15 protein-coding genes are annotated in these 14,544 nt (G+C 62.4%); 3 read left to right on the forward strand and 12 right to left on the reverse strand.

Annotation, left to right across the window (positions count from 1 at the left end; all coding sequences use genetic code 11):
- Window positions 1-202 precede the first annotated feature (202 nt).
- On the forward strand, window positions 203-1,630 hold the full coding sequence (gene ccoN, locus KKQ10_RS03935) for a cytochrome-c oxidase, cbb3-type subunit I (RefSeq protein ID WP_127646985.1): 1,428 nt from the start codon (window positions 203-205) through the stop codon (window positions 1,628-1,630).
- A 15-nt stretch (window positions 1,631-1,645) separates the two neighbouring features.
- On the forward strand, window positions 1,646-1,867 hold the full coding sequence (locus KKQ10_RS03940; protein ID WP_127646983.1) for a cbb3-type cytochrome c oxidase subunit 3: 222 nt from the start codon (window positions 1,646-1,648) through the stop codon (window positions 1,865-1,867).
- A gap of 123 nt (window positions 1,868-1,990) precedes the next feature.
- Here the strand turns inward: KKQ10_RS03940 and KKQ10_RS03945 are convergent, their stop codons facing one another.
- Window positions 1,991-2,482, reverse strand: coding sequence for a hypothetical protein (locus KKQ10_RS03945; protein WP_215500265.1), 492 nt, complete (start codon window positions 2,480-2,482; stop codon window positions 1,991-1,993).
- A 203-nt stretch (window positions 2,483-2,685) separates the two neighbouring features.
- On the opposite strand from KKQ10_RS03945, the gene KKQ10_RS03950 reads away from it, so the two are divergent.
- On the forward strand, window positions 2,686-3,378 hold the full coding sequence (locus KKQ10_RS03950; RefSeq protein WP_215500266.1) for an aspartate/glutamate racemase family protein: 693 nt from the start codon (window positions 2,686-2,688) through the stop codon (window positions 3,376-3,378).
- A gap of 22 nt (window positions 3,379-3,400) precedes the next feature.
- On the opposite strand, the gene KKQ10_RS03955 is transcribed toward KKQ10_RS03950, so the two are convergent.
- The 11 genes from KKQ10_RS03955 to KKQ10_RS04005 form a co-directional block, all read right to left on the reverse strand.
- Window positions 3,401-3,919: a GNAT family N-acetyltransferase gene (locus KKQ10_RS03955; RefSeq protein WP_215500267.1), complete on the reverse strand. Its 519-nt coding sequence runs from the start codon at window positions 3,917-3,919 to the stop codon at window positions 3,401-3,403.
- 172 nt (window positions 3,920-4,091) lie between these two features.
- A complete protein-coding gene (locus KKQ10_RS03960; protein ID WP_215500268.1) occupies window positions 4,092-5,072 on the reverse strand; it encodes a LysR family transcriptional regulator in 981 nt (326 codons plus the stop codon).
- A 158-nt stretch (window positions 5,073-5,230) separates the two neighbouring features.
- Window positions 5,231-6,178 (reverse strand): peptidylprolyl isomerase, encoded by a 948-nt coding sequence (locus KKQ10_RS03965; RefSeq protein WP_215500269.1) that lies wholly within the window; start codon window positions 6,176-6,178, stop codon window positions 5,231-5,233.
- On the reverse strand, window positions 6,175-6,645 hold the full coding sequence (locus tag KKQ10_RS03970) for a YbjN domain-containing protein (RefSeq protein WP_127646963.1): 471 nt from the start codon (window positions 6,643-6,645) through the stop codon (window positions 6,175-6,177). Before KKQ10_RS03970 ends, KKQ10_RS03965 begins: the two co-directional genes overlap by 4 nt.
- A gap of 30 nt (window positions 6,646-6,675) precedes the next feature.
- On the reverse strand, window positions 6,676-7,305 hold the full coding sequence (locus KKQ10_RS03975) for a DNA repair protein (RefSeq protein WP_215500270.1): 630 nt from the start codon (window positions 7,303-7,305) through the stop codon (window positions 6,676-6,678).
- An 18-nt stretch (window positions 7,306-7,323) separates the two neighbouring features.
- Window positions 7,324-9,021 (reverse strand): putative porin, encoded by a 1,698-nt coding sequence (locus tag KKQ10_RS03980; RefSeq protein WP_215500271.1) that lies wholly within the window; start codon window positions 9,019-9,021, stop codon window positions 7,324-7,326.
- 55 nt (window positions 9,022-9,076) lie between these two features.
- On the reverse strand, window positions 9,077-9,781 hold the full coding sequence (locus KKQ10_RS03985; protein ID WP_215500272.1) for an energy transducer TonB family protein: 705 nt from the start codon (window positions 9,779-9,781) through the stop codon (window positions 9,077-9,079).
- A 3-nt stretch (window positions 9,782-9,784) separates the two neighbouring features.
- A complete protein-coding gene (locus KKQ10_RS03990) occupies window positions 9,785-10,210 on the reverse strand; it encodes an ExbD/TolR family protein (protein ID WP_127646955.1) in 426 nt (141 codons plus the stop codon).
- Between the two features lie 11 nt (window positions 10,211-10,221).
- Window positions 10,222-12,021, reverse strand: coding sequence for a DUF2341 domain-containing protein (locus KKQ10_RS03995; protein ID WP_215500273.1), 1,800 nt, complete (start codon window positions 12,019-12,021; stop codon window positions 10,222-10,224).
- A gap of 12 nt (window positions 12,022-12,033) precedes the next feature.
- Complete coding sequence (locus KKQ10_RS04000) at window positions 12,034-13,632, reverse strand: ShlB/FhaC/HecB family hemolysin secretion/activation protein (protein WP_215500274.1); 1,599 nt, start codon at window positions 13,630-13,632, stop codon at window positions 12,034-12,036.
- A gap of 73 nt (window positions 13,633-13,705) precedes the next feature.
- The gene (locus tag KKQ10_RS04005) at window positions 13,706-14,317 is read right to left on the reverse strand and encodes a transposase (protein ID WP_127646949.1); all 612 of its coding nucleotides are present in this window, start codon (window positions 14,315-14,317) and stop codon (window positions 13,706-13,708) included.
- Window positions 14,318-14,544: the final 227 nt, after the last annotated feature.

Below are 14,544 nucleotides of genomic sequence, written 5' to 3' on the forward strand. Positions count from 1 at the left end.
AACAGCGCAGCACGTTACAGATTCACCTGAAACGATAAAAACCGTATCAGGGCGCGGCAGAACGCCGCAGGCAGCACTTCAATCTGATCCGTACAAATGAAGGATTCCTGAGCCTGTTTTGTTTCTGGCGGTGTTCCTACAGTGCAACTCGTGCCAGACCAGGGTGGCCTGGCAAGACTTTGCAACCGTGGATGAACTGACCATGAGCACAGCAACAATCGGACAGGCTTATAACTACAAGGTCGTCCGCCAATTCGTTATCGCGACAGTTTTCTGGGGTGTCGTCGGCATGGCGATGGGCGTATGGATCGCCTCGCAACTGGTGTGGCCGCAGATGAACCTCGACCTGCCGTGGACCACCTTCGGGCGCTTGCGGCCATTGCACACCAGTCTGGTGATTTTCGGCTTTGCCGGCAGCGCACAATTCGCTGCCAGCTACTACGCCGTACAGCGCACCTGCCAGGTGCGGCTGTACTCCGACAAGCTCGCGGCCTTCACCTTCTGGGGCTGGCAATCGGTGATCGTGATCATGCTGATCACCCTGCCGATGGGCTACACCACCACCAAGGAATACGCCGAAATCGAATTCTCCGGCGCGGTGTGGATGGCGGTGGTCTGGGTCGCCTACGCCATCGTGTTTTTCACCACCGTGGTGCAGCGCAAGACCAAGCACATCTACGTCGGCAATTGGTTCTTTGGCGCGTTCATTCTGGTGATCGCCATGCTGCACGTGGTCAATCACCTGTCGATCCCGGTGGACTGGTTCAAGTCCTATCCGGTGTATTCGGGGGCCACTGACGCCATGGTGCAGTGGTGGTACGGGCACAACGCGGTGGGGTTCTTCCTGACCACCGGGTTCCTCGGGATGATGTATTACTTCGTGCCGAAACAGGTCAACCGCCCGGTGTATTCGTACCGGTTGTCGATCGTGCACTTCTGGGCGCTGATCACCCTGTACATCTGGGCCGGCCCGCACCACCTGCACTACACCGCGCTGCCGGACTGGGCACAGTCACTCGGCATGGCAATGTCACTGATTCTGCTGGCGCCGAGCTGGGGCGGGATGATCAACGGCATGATGACCTTGTCCGGCGCCTGGCATAAGTTGCGCACCGACCCGATCCTGCGCTTTCTGGTGCTGTCCCTGGCGTTCTACGGCATGTCGACCTTCGAGGGCCCGATGATGGCGATCAAGACCGTCAACGCCCTCTCCCACTACACCGACTGGACCATCGGCCACGTCCACGCCGGGGCGTTGGGCTGGGTGGCGATGATCACCTTCGGCGCGACCTATCACATGGTGCCGAAGGTCTTTGGCCGCGAGCAGATGTACAGCACGCCGCTGATCAACCTGCACTTCTGGCTGGCGACCATCGGCACGGTGCTGTACATCGCTTCGATGTGGGTCAACGGCATCACCCAGGGCCTGATGTGGCGTGCGATCAACGAGGACGGCACGCTGACCTATTCGTTCGTCGAAGCACTGCAGGCCAGTCATCCGGGGTTCATCGTGCGCTTTGCCGGCGGGGTGTTCTTCCTCAGCGGCATGCTGCTGATGGCCTACAACGTCTGGCGCACGGTGCGGGTGGCCGACGTGGCGCTGGCGCGCAGTCAAGCGCAGATCGCCTGAGTCAGGGAGCTGATGATGTTCGAACTTTTCTTGAATGTGCTGGGGGTGGTGTTTCTGTGGTTGGCGGTCGAATACTGCCTGCGCCATCAAACGGCGCAAAGCCTGGATGATGCGAGCATGGTGCCGTTTGCCGATGATCCGGAGGTGGCGCGGCGCGTGGAGCTGGCGACCGGGAAAACCGTGAACGCGGTGGCGCCGGAAGAGGCAAAACCGGGCTGGATCAACCTCGACATGTAGAACCACCACGGCCGCTGTAGGAGCTGCCGCAGGCTGCGATCTTTTGCCTTTGATTTTTTAAAAACAAGATCAAAAGATCGCAGCCTGCGGCAGCTCCTACAGGGTTGAGGGTGTTTTCGGGATCTAGTTGCGATCGCGGGGAATCAGGCTCTGCAGCTGCTGCGCCAAAAAGTCCGCATCGAACACAAACGTGTCGGGATCCTTCAAGCCGTTGGTCTTGCGCCACTGCCACTCGCCGCTCGGCAGCCCCACCAGCGAAATGCTGCCATAGCGCGCCGCCGTCAGGCCCATCACCGCCAGGGAAATCTGCCCGGCGCTGCCCATCACGTCCGGCACGAATTCCACCGGTTTGCCGGCAATCACGATGCTCAGTTTCTCGGTCTTGAAGGTCGAGGTTTCCACCGGTGTGCTCGGCCCGAACGCGACGTAAGCCTCGCGGCTCACCTCCAGCAGGTTCGGCGCCTGCACCGGCTCCAGCCATTGCTGAATATGGCCGAACAGCTCGGTGATCCGGCTGGCCCACGCCTGCGACTGCGTTTCGAACAGTTGCTTCTTGTGCGCTTCACTCTCGGCATAGTGACGAAGCATTTCGCCCAGTTGTTGTACGTCGTTCATCGGTACGTTCCTCGGGAGAGCCTGCGATAGTCGATAGTGACAGATCGAGGCGCCGGCGTACGTTAATCCTCGAACGCCGGCACCGTGACACTTGGCAAAAGGATCAACGGTACAGTTGCTTTGCGCTGGCATCCGTCTTTGAACCGATGGACACTCAGCCGGAGCCCGACTTTCCGGCCCGGGCCATTGCCTGAGGAGTTTCAATGCGCACCATCGGCCTGATCGGCGGCATGAGCTGGGAGTCCAGCGCTGAATACTATCGTCTGATCAATCAACAGATTCGCGATCGGCTTGGCCCGCTGCGTTCGGCGCAACTGCTGATGCACAGCGTCGACTTCGGCCCGGTGGAACAGGCCCAGCACGCCGGGCGCTGGGACGATGCGGCGGCGATTCTGGTGGATGCGGCGCGCAAGCTGGAGGCCGGCGGGGCGCAATGCGTGGTGCTGTGTACCAACACCATGCACAAGGTGGCGGAGCAGATTCAGGCAGCGATCAGCCTCCCGTTTCTGCACATCGCCGAACCGGCAGCACAGGCCGCGCTGGATATCGATGCGCACACGGTCGGCCTGCTCGGCACCGCGTTCACCATGGAGCAGGATTTTCTCAAGCAGCGCCTGACTGCCAGGGGCTTAACGGTGCTGGTGCCGGACGCCGCCGAGCGCAACGACGTGCACCGGATCATCTACGACGAATTGTGCGTCGGGGTAATCAGCGACGAGTCGCGCAAAATCTATCAACGGGTGATCGAATCACTGACCGCACGCGGCGCCCAGGCGATCATCCTCGGTTGCACGGAAATCGGCCTGCTGGTCAAACCCGAACACAGCGCTCTGCCCCTGCTCGACACCACCGAACTGCATGCGCAGTCGGCGGTGGCGTTCGCCTTAGACGACTGAGTCTGGGGCTGGCGCGGCTGAGTCAGGTTTTGCCGCGCGTGCGCAGGCGGGCCATGCTCAGGGTGTCGACCCATTGCCCGTCGCGCACCGCATAGTCGCGAAACAGGCCTTCGTCCTCGAAGCCGAACTTGCGGTACAAACCGATGGCCGCTTCATTGTCGGCGTAGACCGTGAGCTCGACGCGGTGCAAGTTCATCCAGTTGTCGGCGACGTCCAGCGCCGCCGCCAGCAGCGTCGAGCCGACACCCTTGCCCTGCCACGCCACGGCGACGCCCATGCCAATGCTGCCGGCGTGGCTGCGGCGAATCCGCGAGTAGCCTTCCAGGCCCAGATTGCCGATCACCTGCCCCTGATGCAGCGCCACCAGCTTCACCGCCCGCTCGTTGTCCGCCATTAGCCGTTGGCGCCAGACTTCCGTGGACTGAAACGGCATTTGCAACACCTGCCGGGTCACGGCCGGGTCGTTGTACAGCGCGGTAACGCCGTCGATGTGCGATTCGTTGAAGCGTTCGATTTTGATGGCGGGAGTGTGGTCGGGCATGGCGGATCCTTCCTGGATCGTTGTGTGGTCAATGACTCTAAACCGCAAAGTCCGACGCATACAAACTGTAGGAGCTGCCGCAGGCTGCGATCTTTTGATCTTGCTTCTTAAAATCAAAAGATCGCAGCCTGCGGCAGCTCCTACAGGAAATGAGGGGTACCGGGAGACTGGGTCAGGTCTGGAACCATTCGTGGCGTTCGTTGAAGGTGTGCTGGATGAGTTCGACCAGCGTTTGCACTTCGGCCACGTCTCGGGATTCAACGTTGACTGCCAGCCATGCCTGTAGCTGCATCGCCTCAGCAAAAAGCCCCGGCAGCGCGATCAGCCCGCGATCGAAGCGGCTCATGTACGCCGGCAGCAAACCGATACAGGCGCTGCAGCGGATCATTTCCAGCATCAGCTCATAGGACTGCATCTGCACCACGCCGGCCAGACGTTGTTCGACCAGCTCATTCCACGGCCGGAAGCCGTCGATCTGCCTGTCGTGTTGCCATTGCACCAGCATGAAATCACTCAGGTCGCCAGCGCTGGCGGGGCGTGCGGTGACGCGGGAATAGCGTTTGGCGATGTGCGGCAGGTAATCCAGGCGCGCCAGGGCTTGCGGTTGGCTGGTGGCGAAGGTCGGGCCAGGGCTTGGGCTTTCGCCATGGGCCAGCCACAGCACCACGTCGGCACTCACCGCGCGCAACGACAGTTCGCTGTCCAGTGCGATGATTTCCAGGCGCACGCTGGCGTTGCGGCGCAACAGCGCGATCAGGTCACGACCGAGGATGTCATGCAGGATCGACTCGGCGACGGCCAGCCGAATCAGTGGCTGCTCGACCACCGGCAGTTTGCGTTCGTGGGCCAGCGCCACCAGTTGCGCCTGAAGTTGCTGGCCCTCGCGGGTCAGGCTCAGGGCGCTGCCCTGAAAGGTGAACAGCGAGTGCTGCAGCGCTTGCTCCAGTTGCGCCAGTTGTTTGCGCAGCAAGGTCGAACGCACGTTAAGGCTGCGCGCCGCCTGCATGAAACAGCCACAGCGGGCACTGACCAGAAAGTATTGTGCGACATCGGCATCGATGGTCGCGGCTTGCGCCAGCCACGGCTCGCGCTCGTCCTGTGCCCAGCGGTAATCGGGGCTACCCTGTCGTCCTGCGGGTTCGGTGAATGACATCGATGACTCCCTGTCGATCTTTGTATTTAGACATTGCGCAGATCCCTTGTAGGAGTGAGCCTGCTCGCGATAGCGTCGGCACAGCTGACATCTCTTTGCTGACACACCGCTATCGCGAGCAGGCTCACTCCTACAGGGGGTTGTGGTGTGCCGGTTTTCTAGAGCTTGGTTTCCATGACTTTGTTCAGCTCGGCCCCATCAATACTCAGCGTCGCCGTGTCAAGCATGCCATCCAGATACGCTTGGGCAATCTGCTCCTGACGCTGGGCGCGCAAGGCCTGGGTCAGTGGGTCACGCAGCTCGTCGAGGGTCGCGGTGCGCGCCGGTTGCTGTTCGGTGAGTTTGATCACATGGAACCCGGCGCCACTCTGCAGCGGCTCGGAAACACCGCCGACCTTGAGCCGCGCCACCGCGCCCCGCACCTGCGGCACCAGTTGCTGCAACGGTTGCAGGCCGGTATCGCCGCCGCGCTCGGCGGTCAGTCGGTCCTGCGAATATTGGCTCGCCAGCGCGGCAAAATCCCCCGGCGCGGCCTGAGCCTTTTTGCTCAGCTCCATCGCCTGTTTGCGCACCGCTTCGAGGTTCTGCGGGTCATTCACGGCGAGGAAAATCTGGCTCACCCGGAACAACGCCGGGGTTTGCCATTCGGCCTTGCCGGCGTCGTAGGCCTGTTGCAACTCGGCCGCATTCGGGTAGTCCGACGGCACTTCGCTGACCGAGCGCAGGTAATCACGGAAGACGATCTGCTCGGTGGCCGCTCGGGTTTGCCGCACCACGTCAGGACGCTGCGCCCAGCCTTGGGCATCAGCCTGCTCCAGCACGGCCTTCTCCGCCAGACGTGTGCGCAACCAGCGCTCCAGTGCTTCACGGTTGCCGCGCAGTTGCTCGCGGGTTGCCGGCGGGACGGTCGCCAGCAACGCCTGCAACTCCTGCGGCGTTACCTGCTGATTGCCCAACCGCGCCACTGCCGGACCCGCAGCAACCGCCGCCAAAGGCGACGATTGCTGCGCGGCGACCGGGTCTGTGCCCGGTCGCAGCACCAGCGCGACGGCTACCACCAACAGCGCCACTGCTCCGGCGCCGATCACCATGGCAGGCTTTTTCACAGCGCGACTTCCTCTTGCTCGGCGACAGCGACCTTGGCCGTCGAGGTTTGCGCGGCCTGGCTGAAATCACGCAGATAGACGATGAACTCCTGCAGCAGGCGATCCCACAATTCCAGATTGCCACGCAGGTGATCGTTGCTCACACCGGCCGCCACCACCACGTCCATTTCCATCACCAGAAACTCGCCCTGCAACGATAATCGCGCAAAACGCCGAGTGGCGTTCCACTGCTCGGCCACACCCTGTGGCAACTCACCTTGCACCCGCAGCGCGCAGCTGAAAGTGAAATCGACGTAGCTGCCCTGCTCCACCGCCGGGTTGCCGAAACGCACGGCATAGCCGATGCCCTGGCTGGCGCTGAGCAACTGCACGATGCCGTTCTGTTCGGTCTGGTTGACGCGATAACCGGCCGCTTGCAGGACTTCGGTCAGCGATTGCGGGGAAACGTGGGTGATCAATTGAGTCATGACTTCTTCCTTGTTTATCAGTCTTTTAAATCAGTGCGCGAGCGCGGCTTGCGGCGCGTCGAATTGAGTCTTGTAGAGCTCGTCACCAAAGCCCTGGGCCAGTTCCTCGAACTTGACCCGGGCGCTGCCCGCAAAGGGCTGGCGGATTTTCATCACCTCGGCCACATCGATGTTTTCGTAGGCGGTGAGGATCTGCTTGGCGACGCCGTACATCTGCTGATTCTTGACTGAACATTGCTGCACTTGTGTGTCACGTTCAGCCAATTGCGCCTGAAGCTTAGACCGTTCTGTCTCTTTGGCACGGGCCATGACCAGCAACTCGTCGTAGGCCTTCTTGAACTTGCCGACCTGCTCGTTGCTCGCCGCGACTTGCGCCTGGGCCTGGCTGTGCTGGTTCTGCTGCTGGTCGACCAACTGCTCGGCAACGCCCTTGGCCTTGGCCAGCTCGGCGGTCAATTGCTTGATCTGCGCCTGCGCGGCCCGGGCCTCGTTCTGCGCCGCCAGTTGCGCGGCGCTGGCCTGGGCCTGCTGGCTTTGCAGGGCCTGCAATTGCTGGGTGGTGCTGCGCAACTGGGTGCGCAGACGCTCCTCCATGCCTTCGGCACTGGCCCCCTGCGCGATGAACAGACTCAGCCCCAACAGTAAAACTCGTGCGTGCATGACCGTACTCCCGGCGCCTTAGAAGCGCGTATTGATCTCAAGCTGCAAGACGTCGATGTCGAACGGCGCGCCGTACACCGCCTCGGTACTCATCCAGCGGCCGGTGGCGTAGACGTTCTTCGCCAGACCGTAATTGCCGCCGAGGAAATAGCCCTTGGCGTTGGTGCCGCCGAGGTGGAACGAGGAATCGTTGAAGCCGTCCGGCAAGGCGTCCGGCTGGATGTACTTGTAGCCGGCGAACAGGTTCCAGTCACCCTGCTTGTGCAGGTCCAGCGCGTTGCCGAGGGTGAACTGCACCATCCACGCGTTGGCGCCGCTTTCGATCTCGCCATTGCTGTTGAGGTTGTTGACGATCTGCCCCTCGGAGCGCTTGCGCATGTCGCCTTCGTCGTAACCGAGGTTGTGGATGTAGTTGCCCTGGCTGCGCAATTTGAAGTCTTGCGGCAGATCGGCGTCCCACACCAGGTTAAGGTCGAGCAGGTTGAACTCCGACGCGAGGCCGACGAATTGCGGCTGCGGCGTGGTGGTCGGGTTGGCCGGGTTCGGCGTGATGTCGCGCAGCAGGAACACGCTGTTGCCCTTCTGCATGAACGCTGCGCGGGTGCCGTCGGTATCGCAGCCCGGGGCGCCGGCCCACGGTGTGCAGGGGCTGGAACGCTGCCCCTGAATGTCGTCGAATCGGTAGTAGGCCAACGCACCTTTGAGGCGGTTGTTGCTGTTGATTGCCCATTTGGCGCCGAGCTGCGCGCCATACAGCCACTTGTTGTCGCTTTCTTCCTTGTCGAAGCCGTTGCTGGTGGTGGTGTCGTTGGTGTAATCCACCGGGAACGCGCCGACGGTGCCGAACACGCCCCAATCGCGGTTGAGCTTATGGTCGAAAATCGCTGCCACGCCGTCGAAATTCAGGTCGTTGGAATAGAGCATGTCGGTGGACATGAACGGGTTGGCGAAACGCCCGCCGGTCAGGGTCAACTCATCCGTGGGCTTCCAGTTCAGGTAGCCCTGATCGAGCCAGATGTCTTTCTTGGCGAAACCACCACCGAGGTTCTGGGTAGTCGACACCGGGTTGTTGTCCGAACCGGTGCCGATACGAATGCCGGCGGTCCAGTCCGGCGAAATCACCGCTTTCATGCCCAGCCGCGCACGAATGCGGAACTGATTGGTGCGATCTTCGCGGGTGTTGAGCAACGGCGGCAGGCTGGTGCTGCTGTTGGGGTTCACGTCGTACGGGCCGTTGTTGTTGAGTTTGGCGAAGTCGACGATTTCGTTGCTGTTGCTGCCCGAGTAGTAGCGTGATTCGTCACGCAGGCGGATGTCGCCGTCGAAGCTGATGCGCGACGCCCAGTCCGGGAAGGTGTTGGGCGCCGCCCAGTTTTCCTGTTTGGCGGTAGCCATGACCTCAGCCTTGACCTGATCGCGAATCTGATCACGCACAGCGGCTGGCACGTACTGCACACGCACATCGCCCGGTGCGGCCACCGGACCGGCTGCGACCGCTGTGGACGCTGCGGCCTGTTTGGCCTGCGCGGCTTCGTTCTGGGCCTGGGCGATCAGCGCGTCGGCCTTGTCCTGTTTCAAAATGCCCTGCTCGACCAGCAAGCGGATCAGATTGATCGTGGCGTTCTCCGAGGGCGCAGGCGCTGCCCCGGCCTGACCGACCAGGGTCGCGATGACCATGCCGACCGCCAGGGACAATCGATTCACATTGGAAATCATCTGCACACAACTCCTTTTGGCAAAGCTTGAATGCTTGGCAATGAATTAAAGTGGGTTAACCCGGACGCCGCCCTTGCAGGGACAGGCGCACGGGCAAGGTCATGGAGGCCGGAGGCCGTTCGCTTAAATGCGGCGCGTTGCGCAGCGCCGCCAGCACCTGGGTGTCGATCTCGGGGTTGCCGCTGGACTTGATCAGCTCCACGCGAGTGATCTCGCCAACGCTGCTCAGCCACACATCGGCCTGCAGCGAAAACGCGAGGTTGCGCAGGTCCGGGTTCTCACGCAGCAGCTTCTGAAAGGTGAACGCGAGGAACTGGCTGTAGGTGCCGGTGCCCAACCGCCCGCCTCCGGCACCGGCCATGCCGCCGCCCTTGCCCGCGCCGATGTTGAACGCGTCGTTGCCGCTCTGGGCGTCGCCGTCCATTTGCATCGGGTTGGCCAGATCGTCCGCCGGCGATGGCGGTACTTCCTCTTCGGGCTTGACCTCTTGCGGCTCGGGTGTGGGCTCGGGCTCGACGATTTTTTCTTCCACCGGGGTTTCCGGTTCCGGTGGCTTTTCCGGGGGCGGCGGCGGTGGTGGCGGCAACGGAATGATCGTCGGCACCTTCGGCGCTTCACGGCGGATGCCGCTCATGTCGTTAGCCCACTGCCACAGCCAGTACGCGGCCAGCGCGCCGAGCAGCAGCCCGGCGCCCCACTTCACGTAACGCAGCGGCGAGCGTTTCACCGGCAGTGGCTCGATCGGAAGTTGTGCGGTCATCACTCAGCCCTGCGTCGGTTTGCCGGTCACCAGACCGACCTGGGACAGTTCGAGCCGGCGCAGCAGATCCAGCACTTCGATGACTTTCTGGTATTGCACCGTGGCGTCACCGCGCACGATCACCGGGAAGTCAGGGTTCTGCGCCTTCTCGATGCGCAGGCGTTCTTCCAGCTCGGCCAGGGTCACCGGGTAGGCATCGAGGAACACCTGACCGCCGTCGTTGACTGAAATCGCTTTGGTCTTGGCTTCGGACAGCGACACCGAAGCGCTGGCCTTGGGCAGGTTGATCTGGATCCCCGAGACCTGCGCGGTGGCGGTGAGGATGAACATCACCAGCACCACCATCAGCACATCCACCAGCGGGGTGATGTTGATGCTGTCCACCGCTGCATCTTCGTCATCGTCGTGGGAGGCATTTACAGACGCCATGTCAGTGCTCCTCAGGCCGGTACGGAGTGGTTGGCGTGATGACCGCGCTGATGCGCCGCTTCACTGGACTGGCCTTCGCCGTGCATCTCCGCCAGGCGCGTGATGAACTCGTCGACGAACACGCGCATGTCGGCGCTGACTTCCTTGTTGCGGGTGATCAGGCGGTTGTAGCCAAACAGCGCCGGGATCGCGACGAACAGGCCCATCGCGGTGGCGAGCAACGCTGCGGCCATACCCGGAGCGATGGCGTTGATGTTGACGTCACCGGCCATGGCGGTGCCGAGGAACACCACCATGATCCCCAGCACGGTGCCGAGAAGGCCGATGTACGGGCCGCCGGCGATCGCGTTGGACAGGGTCGAGAGTTTCGAGCTGAGGGCCTGGTTCTCGCGGGTGCGCACGCCGTCCATCGAGCAGCGGATGGCTTCGATGGTTGCGGCAGACACAGAAGAGGTATCAGCGCCCTGCTCGCGGCGGGTGCGGATCTCCTTGACCGCCACCGAGTACAGACGCCACAGCGGCGAATGCTGCAGGCGCTGGGCCAGTTGCGCGTCGTCGGCGAACATTTCCAGGCGCGTGCCGACCTTGGCGAACTGTTCGCGGAAGTCTTCGTTGGCCTTGCTGACACGGCTGAGGGTGTGGTTCTTGCGCAGCATGATGATCCACGACTGGAACATCATCAGCACCAGCACGGCGATGATCACCCAGGCATCCACCGGCACCGCATTGAGCAGGAAACCGAGGCTGCCGAAGCCGAAACCGGACTGCTCTTCGTCAACGCCGTAGGTCACCAGTTTCGACTCGGCGCCTTGCGAGGTGGCATCAGCCAGCAGTAACGCCGCCGGACGGGCGACTTTCGACAGGCGCAGTTCGTCGATGGCGCCCACGAACGGCTGGAACGGACCTTCGTGCAGATCCGCCCCCATGGCCATCACCGAGTTGAACGCCGGCATCGCCTGAGCGAGCGTCGCGCCTTCACGACCATTGATGAACAGGCTGACTTTCGCCCCCTCGGCGGTCAGCGCGACGTGTTGCCATTGGCCGGGATTCAGCGCCTGAGTGGCAACCGCGCGCTGGCCGTCGATTTCCACGAACGGCACGCCCTGATTCACACCGACCAACAGGCTGCTGGCGCCTTCACGACGGGCGAGGATCAGTTGCTCGCCATTGGCCTGATCCAGCCGCAACCAGGCGCTGAAGGTGAACGCGCTGCCAGCGCTGTGCTGCAACGACGGGCTGGCCGGCAGCAGCAACGGCTGACCGCTGAACTGCAAGGCGCGCCCGACGACACCGTCAATCGCCGCGCCGGTGGCACTTTGCGCGGTGTTGCCGTAGGCGGTGGTGTCTTTGGCCGGGGTGCCGGTGGCGCCTTCAAAGTGATACAGCGCGGTGTAATTCGGATCGAACGTCAGTTGACCGTTGCCGGTAGCCGGGGCTTTCTGATTGCCGTAATACATCCAGATGTCCTGACGTTGCCCGCCCTCGACATTCGGCACATCGACCCAGATCAGCGCCATGCCCATCAGCGCATCGAAGCTTTCGATCTGGTGGTTGAGCACGGTTTTGTCATCGGCGGCGACAAAGCGCAGGTCCGAGCCGTCTTCCTTGACGCCATCGAAGGTGAAGTTGCCGGTGTGCAGACGCACTAGCAGCGCGGTGCGGCCCAGGGCCTGATTGATCCCGGCGCCTTGTGGCGTGGTGTCGACGGCGATCTGTTTGCGGTAGTGCCAGTCGTCCTGCCACCAGGCCTGAGCCGTGGCCGGGAGCACGAAGCCCAGGCAGATCAACAACGAAAGAATGAGGCGCTGCATGAACGTGCTCCTTTAGAAAGTGGCTTGAAGGTTGAAGTGCAGGCGCGATTCCTGCTTCGAGGTGTTCGGCCCTTCGAGCAGCGGATAGCCCCAGTCGACGCTGCCGGACAGCCATTTGCTGAGGTTGGCGCGGGTGCCGAGGCCGACGCTGGCCAGGGCGTAACTGGCGTCCTGGTCCGGCAGTTCGTCGCGCAGGTACAGTTGCGCGCCTTCGGCAAAGGCGTAGAAGCGCCACTCCTGCATCCAGCTGCCGGCGAACCTGGCCAGCGACGGGGTGCGCAGTTCCTGGCTGAGCAGCACGCCGTCGTCAGCGGTGCGTTCGGCGGCCAGATAACCGCGCACCGAGGTCGCGCCGCCGGCGGAGAATTGCTCGTTGGAGACCAGTGGCCCCGACGCCAGCTGGAACGCGCCTTTGCTCGCGCTCTGCCAGTCGTTGTCGAAGGTCCAGGTGAAGTTGCTGTCGCCCTTGAGCACGGCAAAACTGGGCTTGGCGCGGTAGCGCTTGTAGTCGAAATCTTCGTCGGAGCTGCCGTAGCCGAAGAGGCTGCGGGTGGCCGCCACCAGGCTCAGACCGAGGCCCAGCTGGCTCTTTTCGGTGTAGCGGAAGCCGTTGTAGGCGAAGGTGAACGGTGCGTATTTCAGCGGCACCTTGTCGCTCTCGCCAGACAGGGTCAGGCGTTCGTCGAAGTCCTTGAAGTCGATGCCGGCCGACAACGAGTTCGACCAACTGCCGCTGGACGGCAGCGTGTAGATCGCCGACACGCCGTAGGAATGGCCCTTGCCCAACACGTTGCTGCCGCCGATGGTGGCGACGTTGCTGTCGGACTGGTAACCGGAGAACTGCACGCTCCAGCGATCGGTCAGGGGCGCGGTGTAGGAGCCCGACCAGACCTTGGCGTTGTCGGTGTCCTGCGGCGCGGTGAAGTACGTCAGGTTGATGCTGTGGCCGAGCTGCCAGAGGTTGTTGTAGCCGAGGCTGGTTACGGCGCGCAGTTTTTCGGTGTCGGCGCTGTAGTCGTTGTTGAGGCCGACGCTGGCGCTCCACGGGTTCTGGTCCTCGACCTGCAAATCGACGTCCATGGTGCCGGGGCGCTGGCCTTCGCGCACCAGCGGCATGACCTGGCGGCCCGGGGTCTTGTTCAGTTGCGCCAGTTCGCCCTGGACCTTGGCGAAGTCCGGCACCTCGCCCTCTTTCAGCGCCGGGACGTTGTCGCGGATGTCCAGCGGTGAATAGTGTTTGGCGCCGACCACGCGCACCCGTCCGACCTTGGTTTCGCTGACTTGCAGGTAGACGATGCCGTCGGCCACCGCTTGCTCCGGCAGTTCGACGAACACCGATTGGTAGCCGCGTTCCTGATAGGCCTTCTGCAACGCATCGCGAGCGCCTTCGATGTCGCTCATGGCCTTTTGCGGGCCGAGAAACGGGTACACCGCCTCTTCAATCGCCCGGGCATCGAGCACGGTGTTGCCGCGCACGAAGTATTCGTTGACGTCCACCAGACGCTGCGGCGCGGCGTTTTCGGTAGCCTCATCGGCGAACGCTGGCTGAGCGCCGGCCGTCACCAGCAGCCAGCCGCACAGCGCCAGCCGTGACGTGAAAATCTGATCCACACTACCCCCTGAATTCGCGATGACCTGTTGGCGCTGTCGCGCGCCTTGTGTGTTGCGTCAATGGCTGGCGCGGCTAGTTGCTGATGTGCGCGGCACCGCTGTGCCTGCCAAGCCAGGTGTGCAGCAACGCGAAGTTCAAGGAGAACTCGGGCATTTGCAGCAAGGCACCGCAGAACACTTCGCCGATGATTTTTTGAATGAGCAGCACCGCACGCGGCTCGTTGAGCAGCGTGGCGATGTCGCGACTGAGGACGTTGAAGCTCCAGACTTTCTGGTTCAGACCGAGGCCGACGAACCAGCGGAACAGCAGGTTGTAATTGAGCTGTTCATACAACTGCTGCTCGCTGGGCACCGAATACAGCAGTTGCAGGAGCAGAATGTGCATGACCGTTTGCGCGGGAATGAGCATGCCGGGCTCGGCATTGAGGTCGTGCAGAAGGCCTTGGTGGGCGTCGAGCAGGTCGTCGATCTGCGGGCGCAGCAGTACCAGCGAATGGCCTGGCGGAATGTAGCTGGAAACCTCTTTCAAGGCGCCCTGCCAGTCATCCTGCGACACGATCCAGACCCACGGCGCACCGTAGCGATACACCGACACCGGCTTCTTGCGCGCCGCTTCGACGATCTTCGACAGGCGCTGATCAAGCTCCTGCATACCCACTTTCGAGTAGCGTTCCATAGTCCCCATTGCCTCACTCCCGGCGTCCCGCCTCGGCTTGTGAAAAGCGCCCCGTTGGGCCCCTCAAGCGCGTTACATAGGCATGACCGGACTGGCTATGTGCTACCGAACTTTTGTCATAAAAGCTTCATTACTGAATGGGGATCAAGATCAAAAGATCGCAGCCTGCGGCAGCTCCTACATGGATCGCATTTCAATGTAGGAGCTGCCGCAGGCTGCGATCTTTTGATCTTTGC

Origin of the sequence: Pseudomonas sp. MG-9 (genome assembly GCF_018729515.1) — a bacterium.
Classification (GTDB): Bacteria; Pseudomonadota; Gammaproteobacteria; order Pseudomonadales; family Pseudomonadaceae; genus Aquipseudomonas; species Aquipseudomonas serboccidentalis.

What these genes read in the sequence shown, in the direction of transcription:
- KKQ10_RS03950 (WP_215500266.1), top strand. Translation starts at nt 2,686, where the DNA reads ATGCGCACCATCGGCCTGATCGGCGGCATGAGCTGGGAGTCCAGCGCT.
- KKQ10_RS03955 (WP_215500267.1), bottom strand. Translation starts at nt 3,919, where the DNA reads ATGCCCGACCACACTCCCGCCATCAAAATCGAACGCTTCAACGAATCG.
- KKQ10_RS03975 (WP_215500270.1), bottom strand. Translation starts at nt 7,305, where the DNA reads ATGCACGCACGAGTTTTACTGTTGGGGCTGAGTCTGTTCATCGCGCAG.
- KKQ10_RS03940 (WP_127646983.1), top strand. Translation starts at nt 1,646, where the DNA reads ATGTTCGAACTTTTCTTGAATGTGCTGGGGGTGGTGTTTCTGTGGTTG.
- KKQ10_RS03990 (WP_127646955.1), bottom strand. Translation starts at nt 10,210, where the DNA reads ATGGCGTCTGTAAATGCCTCCCACGACGATGACGAAGATGCAGCGGTG.
- KKQ10_RS03985 (WP_215500272.1), bottom strand. Translation starts at nt 9,781, where the DNA reads ATGACCGCACAACTTCCGATCGAGCCACTGCCGGTGAAACGCTCGCCG.
- KKQ10_RS03960 (WP_215500268.1), bottom strand. Translation starts at nt 5,072, where the DNA reads ATGTCATTCACCGAACCCGCAGGACGACAGGGTAGCCCCGATTACCGC.
- KKQ10_RS04005 (WP_127646949.1), bottom strand. Translation starts at nt 14,317, where the DNA reads ATGGGGACTATGGAACGCTACTCGAAAGTGGGTATGCAGGAGCTTGAT.
- KKQ10_RS03970 (WP_127646963.1), bottom strand. Translation starts at nt 6,645, where the DNA reads ATGACTCAATTGATCACCCACGTTTCCCCGCAATCGCTGACCGAAGTC.
- ccoN (WP_127646985.1), top strand. Translation starts at nt 203, where the DNA reads ATGAGCACAGCAACAATCGGACAGGCTTATAACTACAAGGTCGTCCGC.
- KKQ10_RS03980 (WP_215500271.1), bottom strand. Translation starts at nt 9,021, where the DNA reads ATGATTTCCAATGTGAATCGATTGTCCCTGGCGGTCGGCATGGTCATC.
- KKQ10_RS03995 (WP_215500273.1), bottom strand. Translation starts at nt 12,021, where the DNA reads ATGCAGCGCCTCATTCTTTCGTTGTTGATCTGCCTGGGCTTCGTGCTC.
- KKQ10_RS03945 (WP_215500265.1), bottom strand. Translation starts at nt 2,482, where the DNA reads ATGAACGACGTACAACAACTGGGCGAAATGCTTCGTCACTATGCCGAG.